Source organism: Pontibacillus salipaludis (assembly GCF_014642405.1).
Classification (GTDB): Bacteria; Bacillota; Bacilli; order Bacillales; family BH030062; genus Pontibacillus; species Pontibacillus salipaludis.
Window position 1 is genome coordinate 24,323 of record NZ_BMIN01000026.1, and the last position, 20,120, is coordinate 44,442.

The following is a 20,120-nucleotide window of genomic DNA, read 5'->3' on the forward strand; positions in this document are numbered from 1 at the left end:
AAAGAACAAAAATCACCATTTGATGGGTATAGTATTTTTCTCAAAGTCAGAACTATACATTTTTCCTTCATATTTGTAGTAGAAAACATCAAAATCTTCAAAGTGAGGCTCAATTTATACAGTAAAAATAGGTATATTGCGTTACATTTACATCAAGCTGAATGTTTAGCTTCTGGTAATTGTTGGAGAAATTCTTCTATTGTCTTATAGCGTTGATGCGCCGTATTACGATCCCATTTAAAGGTCACTTTCAACTGCTGACCTTCTGTACCAAGTTGGATCATACGGCCATATTGATTGGCCAGCTCAAATAATTTAGCACCATCAATACGCTGACTCGCTTCAGCTTCCATAAGCAATTCAATCTTTTGCTTCTTCTCGCTAACCGACTCTACACGCTCTTTTTTAGCTGCAAGCTTCAATACAGCTACTTGATATAAATTCTCGACTTGTTCAGGGTAGTCACTAAAACGATCAATCATCTCTTCACGCAGATCATGGAGATCCTCTTGAGATTCAATGGATTGGAATCGTTTGTACATATCAATCTTCTGTTTCTCGTCTGAGATGTAAGAATCCGGGATATATGCATCTAAATTAAGAGTAAGCTCAGGTTCGAATGGTTTCGTTTCCTCTACTTCTTTCCCTTGCTGTTTTGCTTCTATCGCATCATTTAGCATTTGAGAGTACATATCGAATCCGACTGAATCAATAAATCCGTGTTGCTGTGAACCTAGTAGGTTACCTGCTCCACGTATGGATAAGTCACGCATTGCAATCTTAAAGCCTGAACCAAGCTCTGTGAATTCCTTAATGGCTTGCAGTCGTTTCTCTGCCACTTCTGATAAAACTTTATCTTTTTGATAAGTAAAATAAGCGTAGGCCACACGATTCGAACGACCCACACGACCTCTCAATTGATAAAGCTGACTGAGTCCCATCCGGTCTGCATCATACACAATTAACGTGTTTGTATTCGGGATGTCTACTCCAGTTTCAATAATGGTGGTAGATACGAGCACATCTGATTCACCTTCAAGGAAACTGAACATTACATTTTCAAGCTCTGATTCATTCATTTGACCATGAGCATACGTCACACGTGCTTCATCAACTAGCGCTGAAATTTCTTCTGCCATCCGCTCAATGTTTTCTACACGGTTGTACAAGAAAAAGACTTGTCCCCCGCGCGCTAACTCCCGTTCAATAGCTTCCCGTATAAATACATGATTGTATTCAAGCACATACGTTTGGATCGGGAAACGGTTTTCAGGAGGGGTTTCGATAACGGATAAGTCACGCACACCTAACATCGACATATGGAGCGTTCTTGGAATCGGAGTGGCTGTAAGTGTTAAGACATCGACATTTGTCTTCATTTGCTTAATTTTCTCTTTATGCTTCACTCCGAAGCGCTGTTCTTCATCGACAATCAATAACCCTAACTCTTTCACTTTAATATCTTTAGATAAAATACGGTGCGTTCCGACCACAAGATCAACAGTGCCATTTTCTAAGCCTTCTGTCGTTTCTTTTTGCTGCTTACGTGTCCGGAATCGACTTAACAGACCAATTTCAATCGGGAAATCCTGAAATCGTTCACGAATTGTTTCATAGTGCTGCTGAGCTAGTATTGTTGTCGGAACTAGTATAACGACTTGCTTACCATCTGCGATCGCTTTGAAAGCTGCACGAATAGCAACTTCTGTTTTCCCGTACCCAACGTCTCCACATAGAAGTCGGTCCATAGGGCGTACTTTTTCCATGTCGGTTTTGATTTCTTCAATACAGCGAATTTGGTCTTCCGTTTCCTGATACGGGAATGCCGCTTCAAACTCTCGCTGCATCTCTGTGTCTTCTCCAAAAGCATACCCTTTAGTCGCTTCTCGTTCTGCATACAGCTTTATTAAGTCATCTGCGATATCTTCAACAGAAGATTGAACACGACTTTTTACCTTTTTCCATTCACTTCCACCTAGTTTGTAAAGTTTAGGTTCTTTACTTTCAGAACCTACGTATTTCTGGACCAGGTCGATTTGGTCAATAGGAACGTATAGTTTGTCATCCCCTGAGTACTTCACGAGCATATAGTCTTTATGTAGCCCATTTAGCTCAAGCGTCTCAATTCCTAAATACTTTCCTATACCGTGGTGAGCATGAACAACATAGTCACCTACTTTTAAGTCTTGATAACTTTTAATACGTTCAGCATTTGAAATCTTTTTCTTTCTCTTAGGGCGTGTAGAACGCTTCTTAAATAGTTCGTTTTCTGTCAATACGGCTACCTTATGCATTGGTAGCTCAAATCCTGTAGTTAAGTGCCCCACTACAATGGTTGCATGTGTTAAGGGTAAAGAAGGTTCTTTCTCAGAAACAACGGCTTCCATATCATAGTCTTCTAATACTGCTTGAATTTTCTCAGCCCGGGTTTCATTTGGCGCCACTACTAAAACAGAATAATCCCCTTTTTGCCATCGGTCCATCTCCGTTTGCAATAAATTCATTTGTCCATGAAATTGTTGCATAGCTCTACAAGAAATGTTCACGATATTTTCCGGTTGAGTATTAGGTATATGACGTAAGAATACAGACATATAAAGACGAGGATGATGAATAGAATGCCAAACATCAGACCAATTGTAAGAGATCGATAAATCTCTAACCATTTGCCCTGATTCCAACAGACTGCTATACCATTCAGCCTCTTCTTCATCTAAACGTGTAGCGGTTTCTTGGATTCTGCTCATTTCATCAAAGATCATTAACCCGTTATCTGGTAAATAATCTAGTAAACTAGCAGACTCCTCATAGTAGAGAGAAATATACTTATACATTTCCTGAAAACGCTCACGTTGCTTCAGTCTTTCGATATCTCTTTCAATATTCTCAGATAGTGTTTCCTTAAGCTCAGGAGATTTAAGATTCTTTAGGGTATCTGCAAAAGCTCCCTCGAGATTTTGAGCAGCTCTTGCCAAATCTTCATCTGTTAACAAAAGCTCACTAGCTGGACCAATTGTTACATTGTTCACCTTTTCTAATGAGCGTTGACTCTCAGAATCGAAATACCGAATGGAATCTACTTCATCATCGAAAAGTTCGATCCGCAATGGGTTCGGTTGGGTTAACGGATAAATGTCCATAATGCCACCACGCATGCTAAACTCTCCTGGAGCAGATACCATATCAGCACGCTCATAGCCCATGTCGATTAATTGCTTCATGTACGTTTCTATCTCAATGACGCCGCCTACTTTAAACGGGAGTTGATAGTTTTCCCAATAAGAAGTTGGAGGCAAAATTCGTTTAAGTGCCGCAACAGGGGCAATTAGAATTCCTGACTTACTTTGAGACCAATGATTTAACGCCTCAATTCGTTCACTTCTCAGCTCAGGACTAGCTACTGCGATCTCTGAGGCAATCAACTCATTCACTGGATATAAGTGAACTTGATCAGCATCTGTTAAGCCTAGTAAATCTTCGTATAACTGTTGAGCTTGCATGAGCTGATGAGTAACAACTAAAACAGGGCGCTTAGCTGATTCTTCAAGGAGTGAAATTAACACTCCTCTTGAAGAACCTGACAGCCCTGAAACAAACTGTTCTTTCATACCTGATGAAAACCCCGATAGAATGGAGTGGATATCATCTTGTTGTGTTAGAAATTGCTTAAGTCCTTGCAATCTGTTCCCCCCCCTTAATCCTCACACTCCATACAAAAATGCTTTGGCTCATTTACCAAAGCGAACATGTAAACTTAATGAATAAAGAAATCAAGTTCATGATAGTGAGGATTTTCTTCTAATGATTCTTGGCAATCTTCACATATAGTGCGCACCATCACATCACCGTTCTCGTGATAGCTCACCATATCTAAAAGCTCCTCCTCATTTAAAGAAGTAAGCCCAAGTTCAACGGAATCAAGCACATCTTGTGACAGCTCTCCCATTTCCTTCTTACAATGACGACATTGGTATTTAACGGCCATTTATATCCTCCTAAAACTAGCTGTTTGCCACTAGTTTGTCCGAAATATAAAGGCGATATACGAATTCACAGAAGCTCTGTTGCTAAAGATTATTTATTAAACTCATTCATAACCTCTAGAAAACCCTTCTCCATCCAAGCTTCACACGCATCAGCAGCTTTTTGAATACTCTCTTTAGCAGCGGCTAAATCTTCCCCTTGGAATTTCCCCAAAACATAATCAGGGACTGGCATAGGCCCACTAGGACGCCCAACCCCAATTCTTATGCGCGGGAACTCTTTTGTATCTAATTGATCAATGGTAGAACGAATGCCGTTATGGCCACCGTGACCACCTTTTTGACGTAAACGAACCTTACCAGGAGGTAAATCTAGATCATCATAGATGACAACTATATCTTCCGGGTTCAGATCATAGTATTCCATTAAAGGACGAATGGATTCTCCGGACAGATTCATGTAAGTAAGGGGTTTTAAGAGCATAACCTTCTCCCCACCAAGTCGTTCGACTGTATGCTGTCCTTTGTACTTTTCTTTATCTAATTTCCAATTATGTCGTCTTAACAATTCATCAATGACCATAAAACCAATGTTATGTCGCGTTTCTTCAAATTTAGGTCCTGGATTTCCAAGTCCAATAATACACTTCATCTAATCACTCTCTTCTTTGATACATCTTGATTCGTTCTATTCACATCTTATTATAATCGAAAAAGAAGAGTCTAAAGCGTTGCTCTTTTACTTCTTCAATTCTCTCATATAATCCTTCTTTACGTGTAAAAAGAGACGTAACCTTTTGGGTTACGTCTCATATCCAACCGAAGAATGTTAGGCTTCTTCGCTCTCTTCCGCTTCGTCATCATCTTTTTGATTAATGACTTCTGGTTCAACATCTCCATCTTGAGTTTCGCCTGGCTCGACGATCTCCTCAGTTTGTGGAGGCAAGATGGTAACAATTGTTGTGGTCTCATCTTGTGTGATTTCATAGTTTTTACCAGCTTTCACATCACTTACAAGAAGACTGTCACCTACTTCTAGGTTTGATACGTCTAGGGTAATTTCTTCAGGAATATTATTCGGCTTAGCGCGAATTGCAAGTTCATGAAGTGGTTGAGATAGAATCCCACCGTCTTTCACGCCCTGTGCATCTCCTTCTAAATGAATCGCTACCTCTACATCAATTTCTTGACTCATATCAACCATATAGAAATCAGCATGATATAGCTCGTTACGAATCGGCTCAATTTGATAATCATGTAACATTACGTCTACTGGTTTTTTACCTTCTATATCAAGAGAAATAATAGCGTTTTTCCCTTCATCACGTACTGTCATTAATAATTCTAAGCTGTTCACCGATACCGCAATTGGCTCTTTGTCTTTTCCATAAACAACTGCTGGAACCAGTCCGGACTTACGAAGCTCATTTTTAGTCGAACGTTTGAAATCATTTCTCGTATTCGCTTTAACTGTTACTGCCACGTTTATCACCCTCCAAAGAATTATAAAGCTTCTAATGATTTATAATTCCCTTTTCAGGTGGGCATAAACCTTATTTTTAGAAAAAAGGTAAATTAATCAAATAATACACTGATTGATTTACGCTCGTGAACGCGAGTGATTGCTTCACTAATTAGTTCACCAACAGAAAGTTCGGTAATCTTATCGATACGTTTTTCATCTTTAAGAGGGATTGTATTCGTAACAACAAGCTCTTTAATTTTAGAATTGTCGATTCGCTCAATAGCCGGTCCAGAAAGGACAGGGTGTGTACAACAAGCATAAACTTCTTTTGCTCCATTTTCGATAAGAGCATTAGCAGCTAGCGTAATCGTGCCTGCTGTATCAATAATATCATCAATTAAGATCGCTGTTTTTCCTTCAATGTTACCAACAATGTTCATGACTTCAGAAACGTTTGGACGAGGACGACGCTTATCAATAATCGCAATTGGAGCTTTCAAGCGGTCTGCCATCTTACGCGCACGTGTCACACCACCATGGTCAGGAGAAACAATGACAACATCCTCGAAATTCTTCTCTTCGAAGTAGTCAGAAAGAAGTGGCACACCAACTAGATGATCAATTGGAACATCGAAGAAACCTTGGATCTGAGGAGCGTGTAAGTCTAGCATAATTACTCGGCTTGCTCCAGCAGTTTGAAGAAGGTTCGCGACTAGCTTGGATGTAATCGGCTCACGAGAGCGCGCTTTACGGTCCTGACGTGCATAACCATAGTATGGCATTACGATGTTGATTGAACGAGCAGAAGCACGTTTCAATGCATCAATCATAATAAGTAACTCCATAATATGTTGGTTTACTGGCTCTGAAGTTGATTGAATTACGTATACATCGCACCCACGTACACTTTCTTCAATATTAATTTGTACTTCTCCATCACTAAAACTTGTTACCGTACACTTTCCTAATTCTGTTCCAATATTTTCTGCAATTTCTTGAGCAAGAGTTGGATTTGAATTAAGAGAAAAAACCTTTAAAGCTGGATCTTTATATTGAGAAGTAGCCATCGCTAAAAAACCTCCATTAATCTTTTTTCGATTCATTTATTTTATCTGCGTAGCCATCCTTGTTCGTCTGACGAGAGCGAGCAATGGATAAAGCACGGTCCGGTACATCATCTGTGATTGTGGAACCTGCTGCTACATAAGCACCGTGACCTACAGTAACAGGTGCTACCAAATTAGAATTACAACCAATAAACGCATCATCTTGAATGGTCGTTAAATGTTTATTCTGACCATCATAATTTACTGTAATTGTTCCGCAACCAATATTCACTCCACTGCCAACCTCTGCATCACCAATGTAGCTAAGGTGCGAGGCTTTACTACCTTCACCAAAGGAAACTTTCTTTAACTCTACAAAGTTTCCAACTTTAACGTCATCAGAAAGAGTTGATGCTGGACGAATATGAGCGTAAGGACCAATGGTTACACGATTGCCAATTTGACTTTCATGAGCCACACTTTGCTTAATAATTGTATCTTGTCCAACTGTACAATTAATAATTTCAGTATGAGGGCCAATCTCTGCTCCTGTAGCAATATAAGTACTTCCTTTAAGGACACTACCAGGATAAAGAATAGCATCTTGTTCAATTTTAACATCTAGTCCAATATACGTGTGATCAGGATCTATTAGAGTTACACCATTCTTCATGTGGCTCTCGTTAATACGACGTTGCATAGCTTTCTCAGCACGAGATAAAGCAACTCGATCATTTACACCTAGTGTTTCATTAAAGTTCTTTGATTGATAGGCCGCGATCTTCTCATCTTTGTTTTTTAAGATTTCAATAACATCAGGTAAATAGTATTCTCCCTGAGCATTATCATTCGAAACGTTTTGCAGCGATTCAAATAGGGCTTCGTTATCAAAACAATAGATAGCTGTGTTAATCTCTTGAACCTCTTGTTCTTCTACAGAAGCATCTTTATGTTCGACAATACGAGAAACATCACCCTGCTCATTACGGATTACTCGTCCGTAACCAGTCGGGTCTTCTGCATGAGCTGTTAGAACGGTTACCTTAGCTTGCTCTTGTTCATGGTATTGGAACACAGACTCAAGTGTTTCAGCCGTGAGTAGAGGGGTATCGGCCGCTACAACAAGTGTTGTACCTTTATTGGCTCCAAGGATAGGTTCAGCTTGTTGAACAGCATGTCCTGTTCCAAGCTGCTCCTCTTGAACAACAAATTGGCTTTTCGTACCGATTTGGTTTCGAACCTCATCAGCACTACGCCCAACTACTGTTATAATTTCATCTAGTTGAAGAGACGATAATTGATCAATTACATGTTGCACCATAGGCTTACCGCATACAGGATGCAATACTTTCGTTAGAGACGATTTCATACGTGTCCCTTGTCCGGCTGCCAATACAATAGCGTAGCGATTATTCATGAAGAAACCTCCATCCTTTTTATCCATTACGAATATATCTTAAAACCGTACTATTTTCAACAAAGAAAAGATTATGAGAACGGCTTCACAGCTTATTATGCAGGACTTTTAGAGGGATCAGCGCAGCCACCCTCCTATATCCACCACATATATGTAATAAATTCCCTATAAGAGTGTTTATCATAAAAAAGAAGCCTAATCTGTGATTAGACTCCTGATGTTTCTTGCAAAGCATTAGGAAGCTCCAGCTTCTTCATACTCCACTTCTTCTTCAACTTGTCCCGCTCGATGATACTCTTCTAACACAGCGTCTTGAATCTTTCCACGTGTGCCAGAGTTAATTGGATGGGCAATATCACGAAATTCTCCATCTGGAGTACGTTTGCTCGGCATCGCCACAAACAAACCATTGTTGCCATCAATTACTCGAATGTCGTGAACAACAAATTCACCATCCAACGTAATAGAAGCAATTGCTCGCATTCTTCCTTCAGTATTAACGCGTCGTAGTCTCACGTCAGTTACTTCCATTATTTGTCACCACCTTTTTCCATAGGAACTTATTTACCAATATTCAACAAAACTACTTGAATTCCTTCTTAAATATAAAAAAAATTAAGTTTTTCTAACAATATCCAAAATAGTAAACCCTTTGTACGATTATATAGCCCGTGCTTGTCCTCTCTCGAAAGGATATCGGTCTATTATACAAAAAGAAGAATGCACGATGTGCATTCTTCTTTTTATTACGATTGAAACATTGTACCTCTGTGTACTTCGATTTTTTTTTCTTTAATATCTACGTTATTTATTTGAAGTAAAGAAACATAATCTTGCACAACCCGTTCCTCATCTTCATCTTCTGCTTCAGCTAGAACGCCAATCCCCGCTACGTTTGCTTCAAATTCAGCCAACAAGCTCTTCATACCGTCTATTGTGCCTCCAGCTTTCATAAAGTCATCAATAATTAAGACATTAGAACCTTTTTGAAGGCTGCGCTTAGGTAAAACCATCGTTTGAATCTTTCTTGAAGAGCCTGATACATAATTGATACTCACTGTTGATCCTTCTGTAACTTTCGGATCACGACGTACAATGACCACAGGAACATTTAGGAACGATGCAACAGCATAAGCTAACGGAATCCCTTTTGTCGCTACCGTCATAATAACATCCACATTTTCACTCGAAAAATGAGTTGCAAACAAACGACCAATATTTCGAATCGTTTCCGGGTCACCTAAGAGATCGCTCATAAATAAGTACCCACCTGGTAATAAACGCTCAGGATCTTCTAATTGCTTTGCCAATAAATCTGCAAAACTCTCGCTATTTTCCTTAGAGTTAAACGGGATGAATTTCACTCCTCCCGCAGCACCAGCCACGGTTTGCAACTCTCCTATCCCTTGCTTTTGAAACATCTGATTAATAATGCCTAAATCCTCACTTACAGAAGATTTCGCAGCATCATAAGCCTCTGTAAAGAAGGGCAAAGATACAAGTTGTTGGGGATGTTCCAATAAATAATATGTCATTCCGACCAATCGTTCACTTCTTTTCATATCCACACCTCAAAAACCGAATATTTTCATTTAATATAACAGTTTTATACGGGTTTAATCAAGGGGAACTCGCCCACCAAGCATACGAACAACGTACACTTCATCACAAAATCCTCTCAATCCATTATAAATACGCTGAGCGCGAGATTCGTGTTGTACCAATCCAAACACCGTCGGTCCACTTCCGCTCATCAGAACCGCATCTGCCCCAAACTCATGCATATGTTCTTTAATCTGTTGAACATCACTGTGTAATTGAACTGTAACTGGTTCTAACACATTACCAACTCGATCACAGATTCCCTGGTAATCTTCCCGCTTTATTGCCTCTATCATTGCAGGAATATCAGGATGACTTGCTTCATCTAAGTTTAAATTTTCGTAAATGGCTTGAGTAGAAACACCAATCGTTGGCTTGGCTAACACAACCCAGCAAGCCGGCGGAGCAGGTAACTTCTCAACCTTCTCACCTCTCCCAGTCGCCCTTGCTGTCCCTCCATGAACACAAAAAGAAACATCAGAACCAATACGAGCCCCAATATCCGCTAATTCTTCCAGACTTAATTCCAACTGCCACAACCGATTCAACCCTCTCAGAACCGCCGCAGCATCACTACTACCACCCGCAAGACCAGCAGCTACAGGAATCTGTTTTTCAATATAAATCTCTACACCTTCCCTAATGCCAAACCTATCTTTCAATACTTGAGCAGCCTGAAAAGCAAGATTACGATGATCACTCGGAACAAACCGATTTTCCGAAACAATCAGAATCTCATCAGTTCTCAAAGGACTTAACTCAATGCGATCAGACAAATCAATCGTCGTCATAATCATATCCACTTCATGATACTGATCCGGACGCTTATACAAAACATCCAACGCTAAATTAATCTTAGCCGGCGCCTTCTCCAAAAAACGCATACCATCACCTGCTTCTTCGCATTAATTATGGATAAATTGTATCATAATTAAAAGAAAAGCGCAGGCGGGTCGGTCAGGGCCGTACGGATAAGCAAGCTGCTGCAAGTCTGCCTAGCAGACTGGAAGTAGATTGCTTATCGCGCTAGGCCCTACCCGCCGGAGCTAGATCCAGAAAAGCGCAGGCGACTGTTCAGCCCCGTACGGATAAGACAGCTTTTCGGAAAAGGCGGTTAGCCTTTGGAGAAAAGATGTCTTATCTCGCTAGGGGCTAGGAGCCGGAGCTAGATCATGAAAAGCGCAGGCGGGTCGGTCAGCAAAAGAGGAAGTTCGACTAAGACCGTCACGTCAATAACCAACGTCGAACGAACCCACCTGGTGTGGGGCCGGAGAGACACCCTCGAAAAGCACAAGCGACTGCAAAAACCATTATCTGTGACGTTTCATTTGAAAAATACCTCTAAAAGGTCAGTGATCCCCTTAATCTGTGACCTTTCGCTCGATAAACTTCTTGAAAAGGTCACAGAGTTTCTCTATCTATGACCTTTTGTATACAAAAAACTTTAAAAAGTCACAGATCAATCCCGATCCCCAAACGTCCGATCCACAACAAAAAGGGGGACAAGCCCCTGTCGTTAGGACTTGTCCCTCATCATTTGTTCTTGTGCTTTTTGGATGGCGCGTTTGGTGATGTTTCCAGCATCTCGTGCTGTAATTCCACCCCAGCCTTCCTTCTCAACCGTGTCGTAAAAACCTAACTCTTTTGCGATTTCCTCTTTAAGCTTGTCAGACATGTAGCCTCGACGTTTACCCAAGGAAAACAGCTCCCTTCATTATGTTTGAACGACACGCTTAGCATATGTATATTCCGATGGTGTAGTCTAGAGGAATAATGGCAATCAAAGTAATCTTTGCTACCGCTTTCCCCACCAAACAAGAAGAAGCTTATGTTACGTTCTCTTTCAGGACAAGTAAAAAGCAGTAAACCAAGGTTTACTGCTCTCCTAACATCATTCTGCTTAGATCTTCACCAAAGTTTAGCTCTACTGTTTCAGTAAGTACATCAGCATAGCTATAAGAAACGCGTTCATAAGCGTTCTCTTCTTGATCAAGTTCTACGATAAAAACAGAAGGATATGTTTCAGCTAATACACCACTTCGTTCGATGGTTTTACGTCTACCACCATTAGCTTTCAATGTTAACCGTTTCCCAATTTGCCCATCGAGAGACTGTTTGATTTCTGCTAACGTTTTTGCCACTACACTCCACCTCACTAATTATACTATAACACACGCTTGTCTTTTCAGTCAATAAAACTTTATATTATAGCAGTATGTTATTTTTAATGTCAATGAAATACGAACTTTTCTTTTCATCTATTTGTAGTGTTTCTTCTATCTGACAAAATTATGTATGAAAATGGCAAGATTCGACTCGTTTCTCCCCTCTCATCCCCTTTGTCACGCTATTTTAATGGGGCTTAAAATAGCTCAAAAACCTTTAGAAATCCAGAGCTTTTATTCATGTTTGTTCAAAATTAGGTCAGAAATTTTGCAGAAACAAAACCAAATAAAAACACCCATTACGATAATGGGTGTTGAAACGGGTTATCTTGTTCTTCTTCATCTTCAGAGTCATACGGCATACCTGTTCTCATAAGACCCTTTGTATCTACTCCTCCAAGACCTTTCTCACCCGTTAATGTATTTCGAATGACATCCCATACATTTACCTTATCCATAAAAGAGGTGTAACTGATCTTAGCAACGATATAAACAGGGTCAAGGGCGTGAATGTTAATACGGGAGGGAGAACTAGCAAAGTTTGCCCCTGCCCTTATTAATGATTCAAAGTGAGACTGACAAGCACCTGCAAAGATCACTAATTGATCAAGGTGAGGCACCTTCCTTCTTGCCTCTCTCACTGCTTCTGCGTAATATTTCGAATTTCTATAAGCCCGTAAATCATGCTTACTCCCTTTACTTTTCGAATAAGAATCATGTCCCGTAATGACGACAACATCCGGATTGATTTTATCAATTAAATCCCCAATCTCATGTGCCATATCTTTCTCATTTAAATGAACTCCATGAACCTGCAACCCCAGCTGTTGGTACAAATCAATGCACTTTTTTAAATAAAGACGATCTCCATCTAGGTGAAGCACTCGCGACGGAAGTTGGAAATACGCATTTTGGTGCTGGTATCCCCCAGAGGCTTCATAGTCGCGCTTCTGGCGCATTAATTGGTAATCTTGCCGAAATAAACGATAGGAATAGTCTTCCTTTTCTTTTGCTTCCTTTTTACGACGCTTTAGGTCATCTGATTTTACTTTTACTAAATCAGACAGCGGAGCATCGGCTTCAAGACGAATTTCTTCCCCGAACAAAAGCACTCTATTCTCTTGAATATCCTGAACACGAAATAAAACATCATGTTTGTAGGAGGTTCGTGTAACTAAATCTCCCCTGTTTATCATCTTCCTGCCTCCTCACACAAACCATTCTAAAATAGCCTATGTGGAAACAAAGGAAATGTGCCCGATTACAGAGCTCTATAAAATGTATTTGCTAAACGAGCGAACTCTTCTATAGATAAAGATTCACCTCTACGTCTTTCTTCAATCTCACTTTTCTCTAAGACGTCTCTAATTTCATCCTTACTAAATCGATCTTTAAAATGACGACTTAAGTTATTCATAATCGTTTTACGACGCTGGCCAAACGAAGCCCGAACAAGATCAAAGAAGAATGGCTCATTGTCTACTACCACAGGTGGTTGCTCTCTCATTGCTAAACGTAGAACAGCTGATCCAACATTTGGTTGAGGCATAAATACTGTTCTTGGAACATCCATTACAACTTTAGCTTCCGTATAATATTGAACAGCAATGGATAAGGAACCATAAGCCTTACTATTTGGGGAAGCTGCCATACGATCAGCTACCTCCTTTTGAATCATAACCGTTATGCTCTCAATCGGTAACCGCTCCATTAATAAGTTCATCAATATGGGCGTTGTAATGTAGTATGGTAAATTGGCTACCACATGAACAGGCTGACCTTCCTTGAAATATTCTCGAATGGTCTCTTGAACATTAGCCTGCAAAATATCCTGGTGAATGACAGATACATTATCATAGTCATGTAAAGTGTCGTCTAAAATCGGTAAAAGGCGTTGATCTATTTCAAACGCTAGTACCTTATCCGCTTTACGAGCCAGCTGTTCTGTTAAAGCACCGATCCCCGGCCCAATTTCAATAGCACCACTTTCTCTTGTGACACCTGCATGGTTCACGATATTTTCCAACGTATTCGCATCAATTAAGAAGTTTTGACCCAGGCTCTTTTTAAAAGAAAACCCATACTTCTCTAAAATAGCCTTCGTTCGGACGGGTGTTGCTATAGCTTTATAATCACTCATTCTTCTTCCTCCTGAATAATAACTTCCATCGCTGCAATAAATTCTTCTCTTGTAATCTGAAACATCACAAGACGTTTATATAACTGCTTTCCATTTGTGTAACCAATCTTTAAATTTTTCCCTAACTGTTCGCGTCTCGCTTTAGCACCCTTACCTCCAAGGAGACCATAATGAACCAAATCCGCTTGTTCTATGAACGTTTCATAGGTATCCGTTACACTATAAACATTCTTTAAGGCTTCTCGAATATCTTCAGGTGTGGCATGCTCCACACCAACCCCTTTGCTATGTTTAGCTAATGCTTGTTCTTTAGGTAAGAAAGCATGTTTACATCCCGGTACAGACTGAGAAACAATTGTCCGGATTCGCTCTCCAGGAGAGTCTGGATCTGTGAAGATAATAACTCCCCGTTTTTCCTGGGCATGGCGAATCTTTGTAATCGTATCTTCGTTAACAGCAGAACCATTGGTTTCAATGGTATCCGCTTCTACTGCTCGTTTTATGTTGACGGTATCATCTCTTCCTTCAACCACAATTACTTCTTTTATAATCATTGTATCCTCCCGATTACGGTATCTTTCCTAGTTATAACACGTCCATGCATTAAAATAAAACACAATCTGTTTGTCCTCTCCCATGTTTAGACAAAATGATTCACGTGAAACAATTTTTAGAATACTTTAATTTTTTTGTTCGACAAAAGGAGAAAATGATAATAAGGAGCATATAATATGGATACATACATACTAAGCATTTCAATAAAAAAAGCAGAGGTATAATCCTCTGCTTTACTTACCATACACTTTAACTTGCACACTTCGGCGACCATAACCTAAGGCAGCACTTTTATTAGACATAAATAGATCAATGCGATTTCCCTTAATTGCTGAGCCTTGGTCTCCCGCTATTGCATAACCATACCCTTCAACCCAAACTTTTGATCCTAATGGAATTACATTAGGGTCAACGGCAATAACCTTTTGATTTGGGTTAGCACGTAGGTTTATTCCTGTTGATGTTACACCACTACACCCTGTGCAGTAAGCTGTATAAGCTGTTGCTTGCATGTATAATGTTTTTTGTACTCCCGATGAGTTGTTACTACGGGAAGGTTGAGATTGCGTTTGTTGAGATTGTGCTTGTTGAGATGGCTGAGCCTGTTGAACTTGCTGAACTTTAGTCCCAACAGCAACAATTTTATCTTTGCTATCTTTCTTATTCTCTTCTTTTATAAGCTTTCGCTCTACTTCTTCGCCATTTTCTAATGTGACTTCGTAGTGCTTTACAACTTGGCCCTCTTCACCGTCTTGAACGACCTTTTCTTTCCCCTTAGACAAGGATTTGTCGTTACGTTTGACGACTGCATAGTCCACCTGTTCTTCTATAACATCTGTAACCTTCTCTACGCGAGTGATCGTAACTTCATTTTGCTCGTATGACAATGAAGCCTTATCTTCTTGTTCTAATCGATCAAGCTCATTAAGAGAGATCTTCTGCTGTTTTAGGAAATCACTTACGGTGTTTGCCGTCGTCCAGACTTTAGAAGTTTCACCACCATCATTTAAAGCGACCTTAAATGCCTTTTGAACCTGAATCTCCATGCCGTCTTGAATGGAGGATGCCTGTTCATGAGACACTTCATCTCGTTCTTTAATAGAGATGCCTTCTGCTTTGAATAGTTGTTGGACTGTATCAGCTGTAGTGTAATATTGTTTGGTTTTATCATCTACTTTCACAATAACTTGTTTAGCAGATTGATAGTCTATTTTCATTCCTGTGGTAATTGTATCGTCAAGGTTGTGTGATAAATCATCATGTGGTTCCACTTTTATTCCTTGGTCATTCAAAAGGTCTTCCACTGTACTAGCATGAGTACGCACGGATTTCGTCTCTTTTTCTGTGCTCAATTGTACTTCCGCCTTTGTGGATTCAAACCCTAAGCTCCCAAGTAAGGCAAAAAACATAACGGCACTTGCGACCAACGCGATTAATTTTTTCACGCTTCTGCCTCCTTTTTTCTACGCAGTGTATTATATCCACCGCACCAACATCTGTCAAATTATTAGCAGCAGAAATGGTAAAAGCACCCATATAACCACCTTGGCTCCCTTTACTATACCTGCTCCATTTTCAAAAAGAAACGGAAAAATCGCGACAGATGTGTACAAATTCTGCCACGATTTTTCCGTTATTTTATGCTTTTCCATTTTATTGGTCAAGTTTAAATAGTTTAAAGGCATTTCTTGTCGTTGTTTGTCCAACTTCTTCGAGCGAAATTCCTTTTAATTCAGCCACTTGCTCCGCAACAAGTTTAACGTAAGCTGGTTCGTTACGAGTTCCGCGATTTGGATGTGGGGCAAGAAACGGACAATCTGTCTCTACTAATAGATGATCAAGGTCAATAGCTTCTGCTACTTCTTTTGGTTTCTTAGCATTCTTAAAAGTAACAGGGCCACCTAAAGAGATGTAGAAGTTCATTTCTATACATTCTCTGGCGATTTCAACAGAACCGCTGTAACAATGCATGATGCCTCCAACTTCTCCTGCATTCTCCTCTTTTAGAATATCCACGATATCTTGTGTGGCTTCACGGTTGTGAATAATAATAGGCATTTGAACTTTTTTCGCAAGTTCAATTTGCTTTCGGAATACCTCTTTTTGTACATCCACCGGAGATTTGTCCCAATGATAATCTAATCCCATCTCACCTATCGCCACAACCTTTGGGTGTGCAGAAAGTTCTTTAATCCAGTCTAAATCCGATTCTTCCATGTCAATCGCATCTACAGGGTGCCAACCAACAGCAGCATAAATGTTGTCATGAGATTCAGCAATTTCAATAGCTAATGGAATCGTTTCCCGGTCAAACCCTACAACGACCATATATTCAACCCCTGCTTCATGGGCTCGCTTAATGACTTCTTCTCGATCTTCATCAAATTGTCTAGCATTTAAATGCACGTGTGTATCAAACAGCATGTCATTGACTCCTTTATTTGGTTCTTTTAGTTGTATTGTAACACCAGTCCATATGTGTTCAAAATTATCACACTTCACTATTCATATTTAATTACTGGGGTATGTTCAGGATAGGTCCGTTACCAGAAAAGTGGATGGGCATGCTTGGGGACAACTCGCTTTCCTGCGGGAGAAAGAGGTAGACGAGACCCCGCAGGGTGGCTTTCCCGAGGAGGCTGTTAAAAGATAGAGGAAGTTCGACTAAAATCGTCACGTCAATAGCCAACGTCGAACGACCCCACGTCGTATGGGGCCGCGGAAAGCGAGTGATTTCGAGGCCCACCTTCCGCTCCATTAAAGCTGACGGAAACCTTTCTCCATCTTTATATTTCAGCTTCTAGTCTTCCATATAAAAAGGGTACTCTATACCATAGAGTACCCTTCATTTTATTTAACTTGTGTTCCGTTTGGAAGGTTTTGATCAACTGAAGCGAGTGATAGAGTTCCTTCTTCGTCTTCTCCAGCTAACACCATGCCTTGGGATAGTTCTCCACGTAACTTTACAGGTTTAAGGTTCGTTACACAGATTACCTTTCTTCCGATTAAATCTTCAGGAGCATAATGCTTTGCTATTCCAGAAACAACCTGGCGTTGCTCATTCCCTAGATCAAGCTGTAAACGAAGTAGCTTGTCTGCTTTAGGATGCTTATCTGCCTCTACAACTTCAGCGACTCGTAGATCAACCTTTAAGAAATCATCTATTCCAATTTCTTCGGCTTCTTCTTCTTTCTCTTCCGCTTCCTCTTCAGGAGCAGGAGTGCCGCCTTTCATCATATTCTTAATGATCTGCGTTTCTTCTTCAGTCTCAAGACGAGGGAAGATTGGCTGACCTTTTTGCACTGTCGTACCTTCAGGAATCATGCCCACGGTATCAAGACTTCCCCATTCTGCGAAGCGCTCATCTTCAATACCTAGTTGCTCAAACATAAGCTTAGGTGTTCTAGTCATGAACGGTTGAAGCATAACTGCAATGTGGCGAAGAGATTCGGCTAAATGAGCCATCACGTTACCTAAACGATCTTTCTTAGCCTCATCTTTAGCAAGAACCCAAGGTGTAGTCTCATCAATGTACTTATTCGTACGACTTATAAACGCCCAAAGGTTTGAAAGGGCAACGGAGAACTCCATATGATCCATCGCATGTTCAACTTTCTCTCTTGTTTCTTTAGCGAAAGTCTCTAACTCAACGTCAACATCTTCTTCGCTGGCGCTGAAAGCTGGAATCTCCCCATCAAAGTATTTACTAATCATAGCAACTGTACGGTTTAGAAGGTTACCAAGGTCATTTGCTAAATCATAGTTCGTGCGTTCCACAAATCCTTCTGGAGTGAAGACTCCGTCCGAACCAAACGGCACTTCACGAAGCAAGTAGTAACGTAGGGAATCTAAACCATAACGATCAATTAAATCAACAGGGTCTACTACGTTCCCTTTTGATTTCGACATTTTCCCATCCTTCATAAGGATCCAGCCATGAGCGAATACCTGCTTTGGTAATGGTAAATCGAGAGCCATTAACATAATTGGCCAATAAATGGTGTGGAAACGAACAATTTCCTTACTCATTAAGTGGACATTAGCAGGCCAGTATTTTTGATAACGTTGATCATGATCTGTTCCGTAACCTAATGCAGTAATATAATTACTTAAAGCATCAATCCAAACATAAATAACGTGCTTTGGATCTCCAGGTACTTTAACCCCCCAGTCGAAGGTTGTACGAGAAATCGCTAAGTCTTCAAGACCCGGCTTAATAAAGTTATTAATCATTTCATTCTTTCTGCTCTCAGGTTGAATGAAATGAGGGTTATCTTCGTAAAATTTTAATAAGTCATCAACGTACTTACTCATCTTGAAGAAATAAGATTCTTCTTTTACTTTCTCTACTTTATTACCGCAATCAGGACAATGCCCATCATCTAACTGACGCTCTGTAAAGAATGATTCACAGGATGTACAATACCAGCCCTCATATTCATCAAGGTAGATATCACCTTTTTCAAGAAGTCGATTAAAAATCTTTTCAACCACATCTGTGTGGCGTTTCTCTGTTGTACGAATAAAATCATCAATAGAGATGTCCATCTTATCCCATAAACTCTGAATCCCACTCACAATATTGTCTACGTAAGCTTGAGGAGTCACTCCTTGTTCATCAGCTTTCCGTTGAATTTTTTGTCCATGTTCATCAGTACCTGTTAAGTACATAACATCGTAACCTTGTAATCGTTTATAACGTGCAATCGCATCACCTGCTACTGTAGTGTAGGCGTGACCGATGTGCAGATTCCCACTAGGATAGTAGATCGGCGTGGTGATATAAAAGGTCTTGTTTTCTTCCGTCATGGAATTCCCTCCTATTAAATATATGTAATACAACTCTCAAACTAACGAGAGAAATCACTTTAAATAACTAGTTCATGCATACCCTCTATTTTATCGGTTCATAAGCATTATTTCCATTCCTAACAAAAAACTATACAAAATCAGTGCTTATTAAATCAAGAGATAGACTTAAATAATGGAATTCTGGTAAATGAGGAGCTTATTTACAAAGTATTCAACAATACATTTTTCACTAAACAATAAGCCTTTTGGTTGAGGTTAAATTCCCGCGGGTATAGTTTTATATAAGTTCCTCTCTTTCCATTTAAAGGAGGTGAATTTCAGTTACATCTTTTTTCTTTTCAACCCCCTAAAAAGGTCGTATAATGTCGAAAAGTGTAGTAGCTGTATGCGAAAGCATTTCCTTTTAATTGAAAAAGTTAAGAAACAATAACAGCTTTAAGAAAATTCTCCTGAACCAGTATTCACCTGCTCTATATTTGTTAATTTTTTGTTGGATTTGGCAAATAAAAGAATTGACATCCATGGGAAACACTGGTACTATATGAGGTATAGAATGTCGAAACATGACGAAGATAAAGAAAATATTTTTGAGTGAGAGGAGCAATACACATGAAATCAACTGGTATTGTACGTAAGGTAGACGAACTGGGGCGCGTAGTAATTCCAATCGAATTACGCCGTACTCTTGGAATCAACGAAAAAGATGCTCTAGAAATCTATGTAGATGACGACCGCATCGTACTAAAGAAATATAAGCCTAACATGACTTGTCATGTTACAGGTGAGGTTTCTGAGAACAACATGAGCCTTGCGAATGGAAAATTAGTTCTTAGCCCAGAAGGTGCAAAAGAATTAATGGGCGAAATTCAAAATAGCTTAAATAACAAAGTAGACTAATAAAGAGATAAAAAAAGAGACGACAAACCCCCGCATTA

18 protein-coding genes are annotated in these 20,120 nt (G+C 39.9%); 1 reads left to right on the forward strand and 17 read right to left on the reverse strand.

Annotation, left to right across the window (positions count from 1 at the left end; genetic code table 11):
• Positions 1-152: 152 nt before the first annotated feature.
• From mfd to metG, 17 genes are all read right to left on the reverse strand, one after another.
• Positions 153-3,680: a transcription-repair coupling factor gene (mfd, locus tag IEW76_RS19585; RefSeq protein WP_188656063.1), complete on the reverse strand. Its 3,528-nt coding sequence runs from the start codon at positions 3,678-3,680 to the stop codon at positions 153-155.
• Positions 3,681-3,754: 74 nt separating this feature from the next.
• On the reverse strand, positions 3,755-3,985 hold the full coding sequence (fin, locus tag IEW76_RS19590; RefSeq protein ID WP_188656064.1) for an anti-sigma-F factor Fin: 231 nt from the start codon (positions 3,983-3,985) through the stop codon (positions 3,755-3,757).
• Positions 3,986-4,074: 89 nt separating this feature from the next.
• A complete protein-coding gene (pth, locus tag IEW76_RS19595) occupies positions 4,075-4,635 on the reverse strand; it encodes an aminoacyl-tRNA hydrolase (RefSeq protein ID WP_188656065.1) in 561 nt (186 codons plus the stop codon).
• Between the two features lie 177 nt (positions 4,636-4,812).
• Complete coding sequence (locus IEW76_RS19600) at positions 4,813-5,466, reverse strand: 50S ribosomal protein L25/general stress protein Ctc (RefSeq protein ID WP_188656066.1); 654 nt, start codon at positions 5,464-5,466, stop codon at positions 4,813-4,815.
• A gap of 92 nt (positions 5,467-5,558) precedes the next feature.
• Complete coding sequence (locus IEW76_RS19605) at positions 5,559-6,515, reverse strand: ribose-phosphate diphosphokinase (protein ID WP_188656067.1); 957 nt, start codon at positions 6,513-6,515, stop codon at positions 5,559-5,561.
• Between the two features lie 16 nt (positions 6,516-6,531).
• Positions 6,532-7,911: a bifunctional UDP-N-acetylglucosamine diphosphorylase/glucosamine-1-phosphate N-acetyltransferase GlmU gene (gene glmU / locus IEW76_RS19610; protein WP_188656068.1), complete on the reverse strand. Its 1,380-nt coding sequence runs from the start codon at positions 7,909-7,911 to the stop codon at positions 6,532-6,534.
• Positions 7,912-8,145: 234 nt separating this feature from the next.
• Complete coding sequence (spoVG, locus tag IEW76_RS19615; RefSeq protein WP_036787219.1) at positions 8,146-8,442, reverse strand: septation regulator SpoVG; 297 nt, start codon at positions 8,440-8,442, stop codon at positions 8,146-8,148.
• Positions 8,443-8,657: 215 nt separating this feature from the next.
• Positions 8,658-9,473, reverse strand: a complete 816-nt coding sequence (gene purR / locus IEW76_RS19620; protein WP_188656069.1) for a pur operon repressor — start codon at positions 9,471-9,473, stop codon at positions 8,658-8,660.
• A 54-nt stretch (positions 9,474-9,527) separates the two neighbouring features.
• On the reverse strand, positions 9,528-10,397 hold the full coding sequence (gene ispE / locus IEW76_RS19625; protein WP_188656070.1) for a 4-(cytidine 5'-diphospho)-2-C-methyl-D-erythritol kinase: 870 nt from the start codon (positions 10,395-10,397) through the stop codon (positions 9,528-9,530).
• A gap of 632 nt (positions 10,398-11,029) precedes the next feature.
• The gene (locus IEW76_RS19630; protein WP_188656071.1) at positions 11,030-11,209 is read right to left on the reverse strand and encodes a small, acid-soluble spore protein, alpha/beta type; all 180 of its coding nucleotides are present in this window, start codon (positions 11,207-11,209) and stop codon (positions 11,030-11,032) included.
• Between the two features lie 178 nt (positions 11,210-11,387).
• On the reverse strand, positions 11,388-11,654 hold the full coding sequence (gene veg, locus IEW76_RS19635) for a biofilm formation stimulator Veg (protein ID WP_036787229.1): 267 nt from the start codon (positions 11,652-11,654) through the stop codon (positions 11,388-11,390).
• A 323-nt stretch (positions 11,655-11,977) separates the two neighbouring features.
• Positions 11,978-12,874, reverse strand: a complete 897-nt coding sequence (gene yabG, locus IEW76_RS19640; RefSeq protein ID WP_188656072.1) for a sporulation peptidase YabG — start codon at positions 12,872-12,874, stop codon at positions 11,978-11,980.
• A 65-nt stretch (positions 12,875-12,939) separates the two neighbouring features.
• Positions 12,940-13,818 carry a 16S rRNA (adenine(1518)-N(6)/adenine(1519)-N(6))-dimethyltransferase RsmA gene (gene rsmA, locus IEW76_RS19645; RefSeq protein WP_188656073.1) on the reverse strand — a complete coding sequence of 293 codons (879 nt, stop codon included), beginning with the start codon at positions 13,816-13,818 and terminating at the stop codon, positions 12,940-12,942.
• Positions 13,815-14,372 (reverse strand): ribonuclease M5, encoded by a 558-nt coding sequence (gene rnmV, locus IEW76_RS19650; protein ID WP_188656074.1) that lies wholly within the window; start codon positions 14,370-14,372, stop codon positions 13,815-13,817. The genes rsmA and rnmV overlap by 4 nt, the downstream gene beginning before the upstream one ends.
• A 234-nt stretch (positions 14,373-14,606) precedes the next feature.
• Complete coding sequence (locus IEW76_RS19655; protein ID WP_188656075.1) at positions 14,607-15,818, reverse strand: G5 and 3D domain-containing protein; 1,212 nt, start codon at positions 15,816-15,818, stop codon at positions 14,607-14,609.
• A 208-nt stretch (positions 15,819-16,026) separates the two neighbouring features.
• Entirely contained in the window at positions 16,027-16,797 is a 771-nt protein-coding gene (locus IEW76_RS19660; protein WP_188656076.1) for a TatD family hydrolase, read from the reverse strand.
• 426 nt (positions 16,798-17,223) lie between these two features.
• Positions 17,224-19,182, reverse strand: coding sequence for a methionine--tRNA ligase (metG, locus tag IEW76_RS19665; protein ID WP_188656077.1), 1,959 nt, complete (start codon positions 19,180-19,182; stop codon positions 17,224-17,226).
• A gap of 612 nt (positions 19,183-19,794) precedes the next feature.
• Between metG and abrB the strand changes: the two genes are divergently transcribed.
• A complete protein-coding gene (gene abrB, locus IEW76_RS19670; protein WP_371825466.1) occupies positions 19,795-20,082 on the forward strand; it encodes a transition state genes transcriptional regulator AbrB in 288 nt (95 codons plus the stop codon).
• The last annotated feature ends 38 nt before the right edge of the window (positions 20,083-20,120 follow it).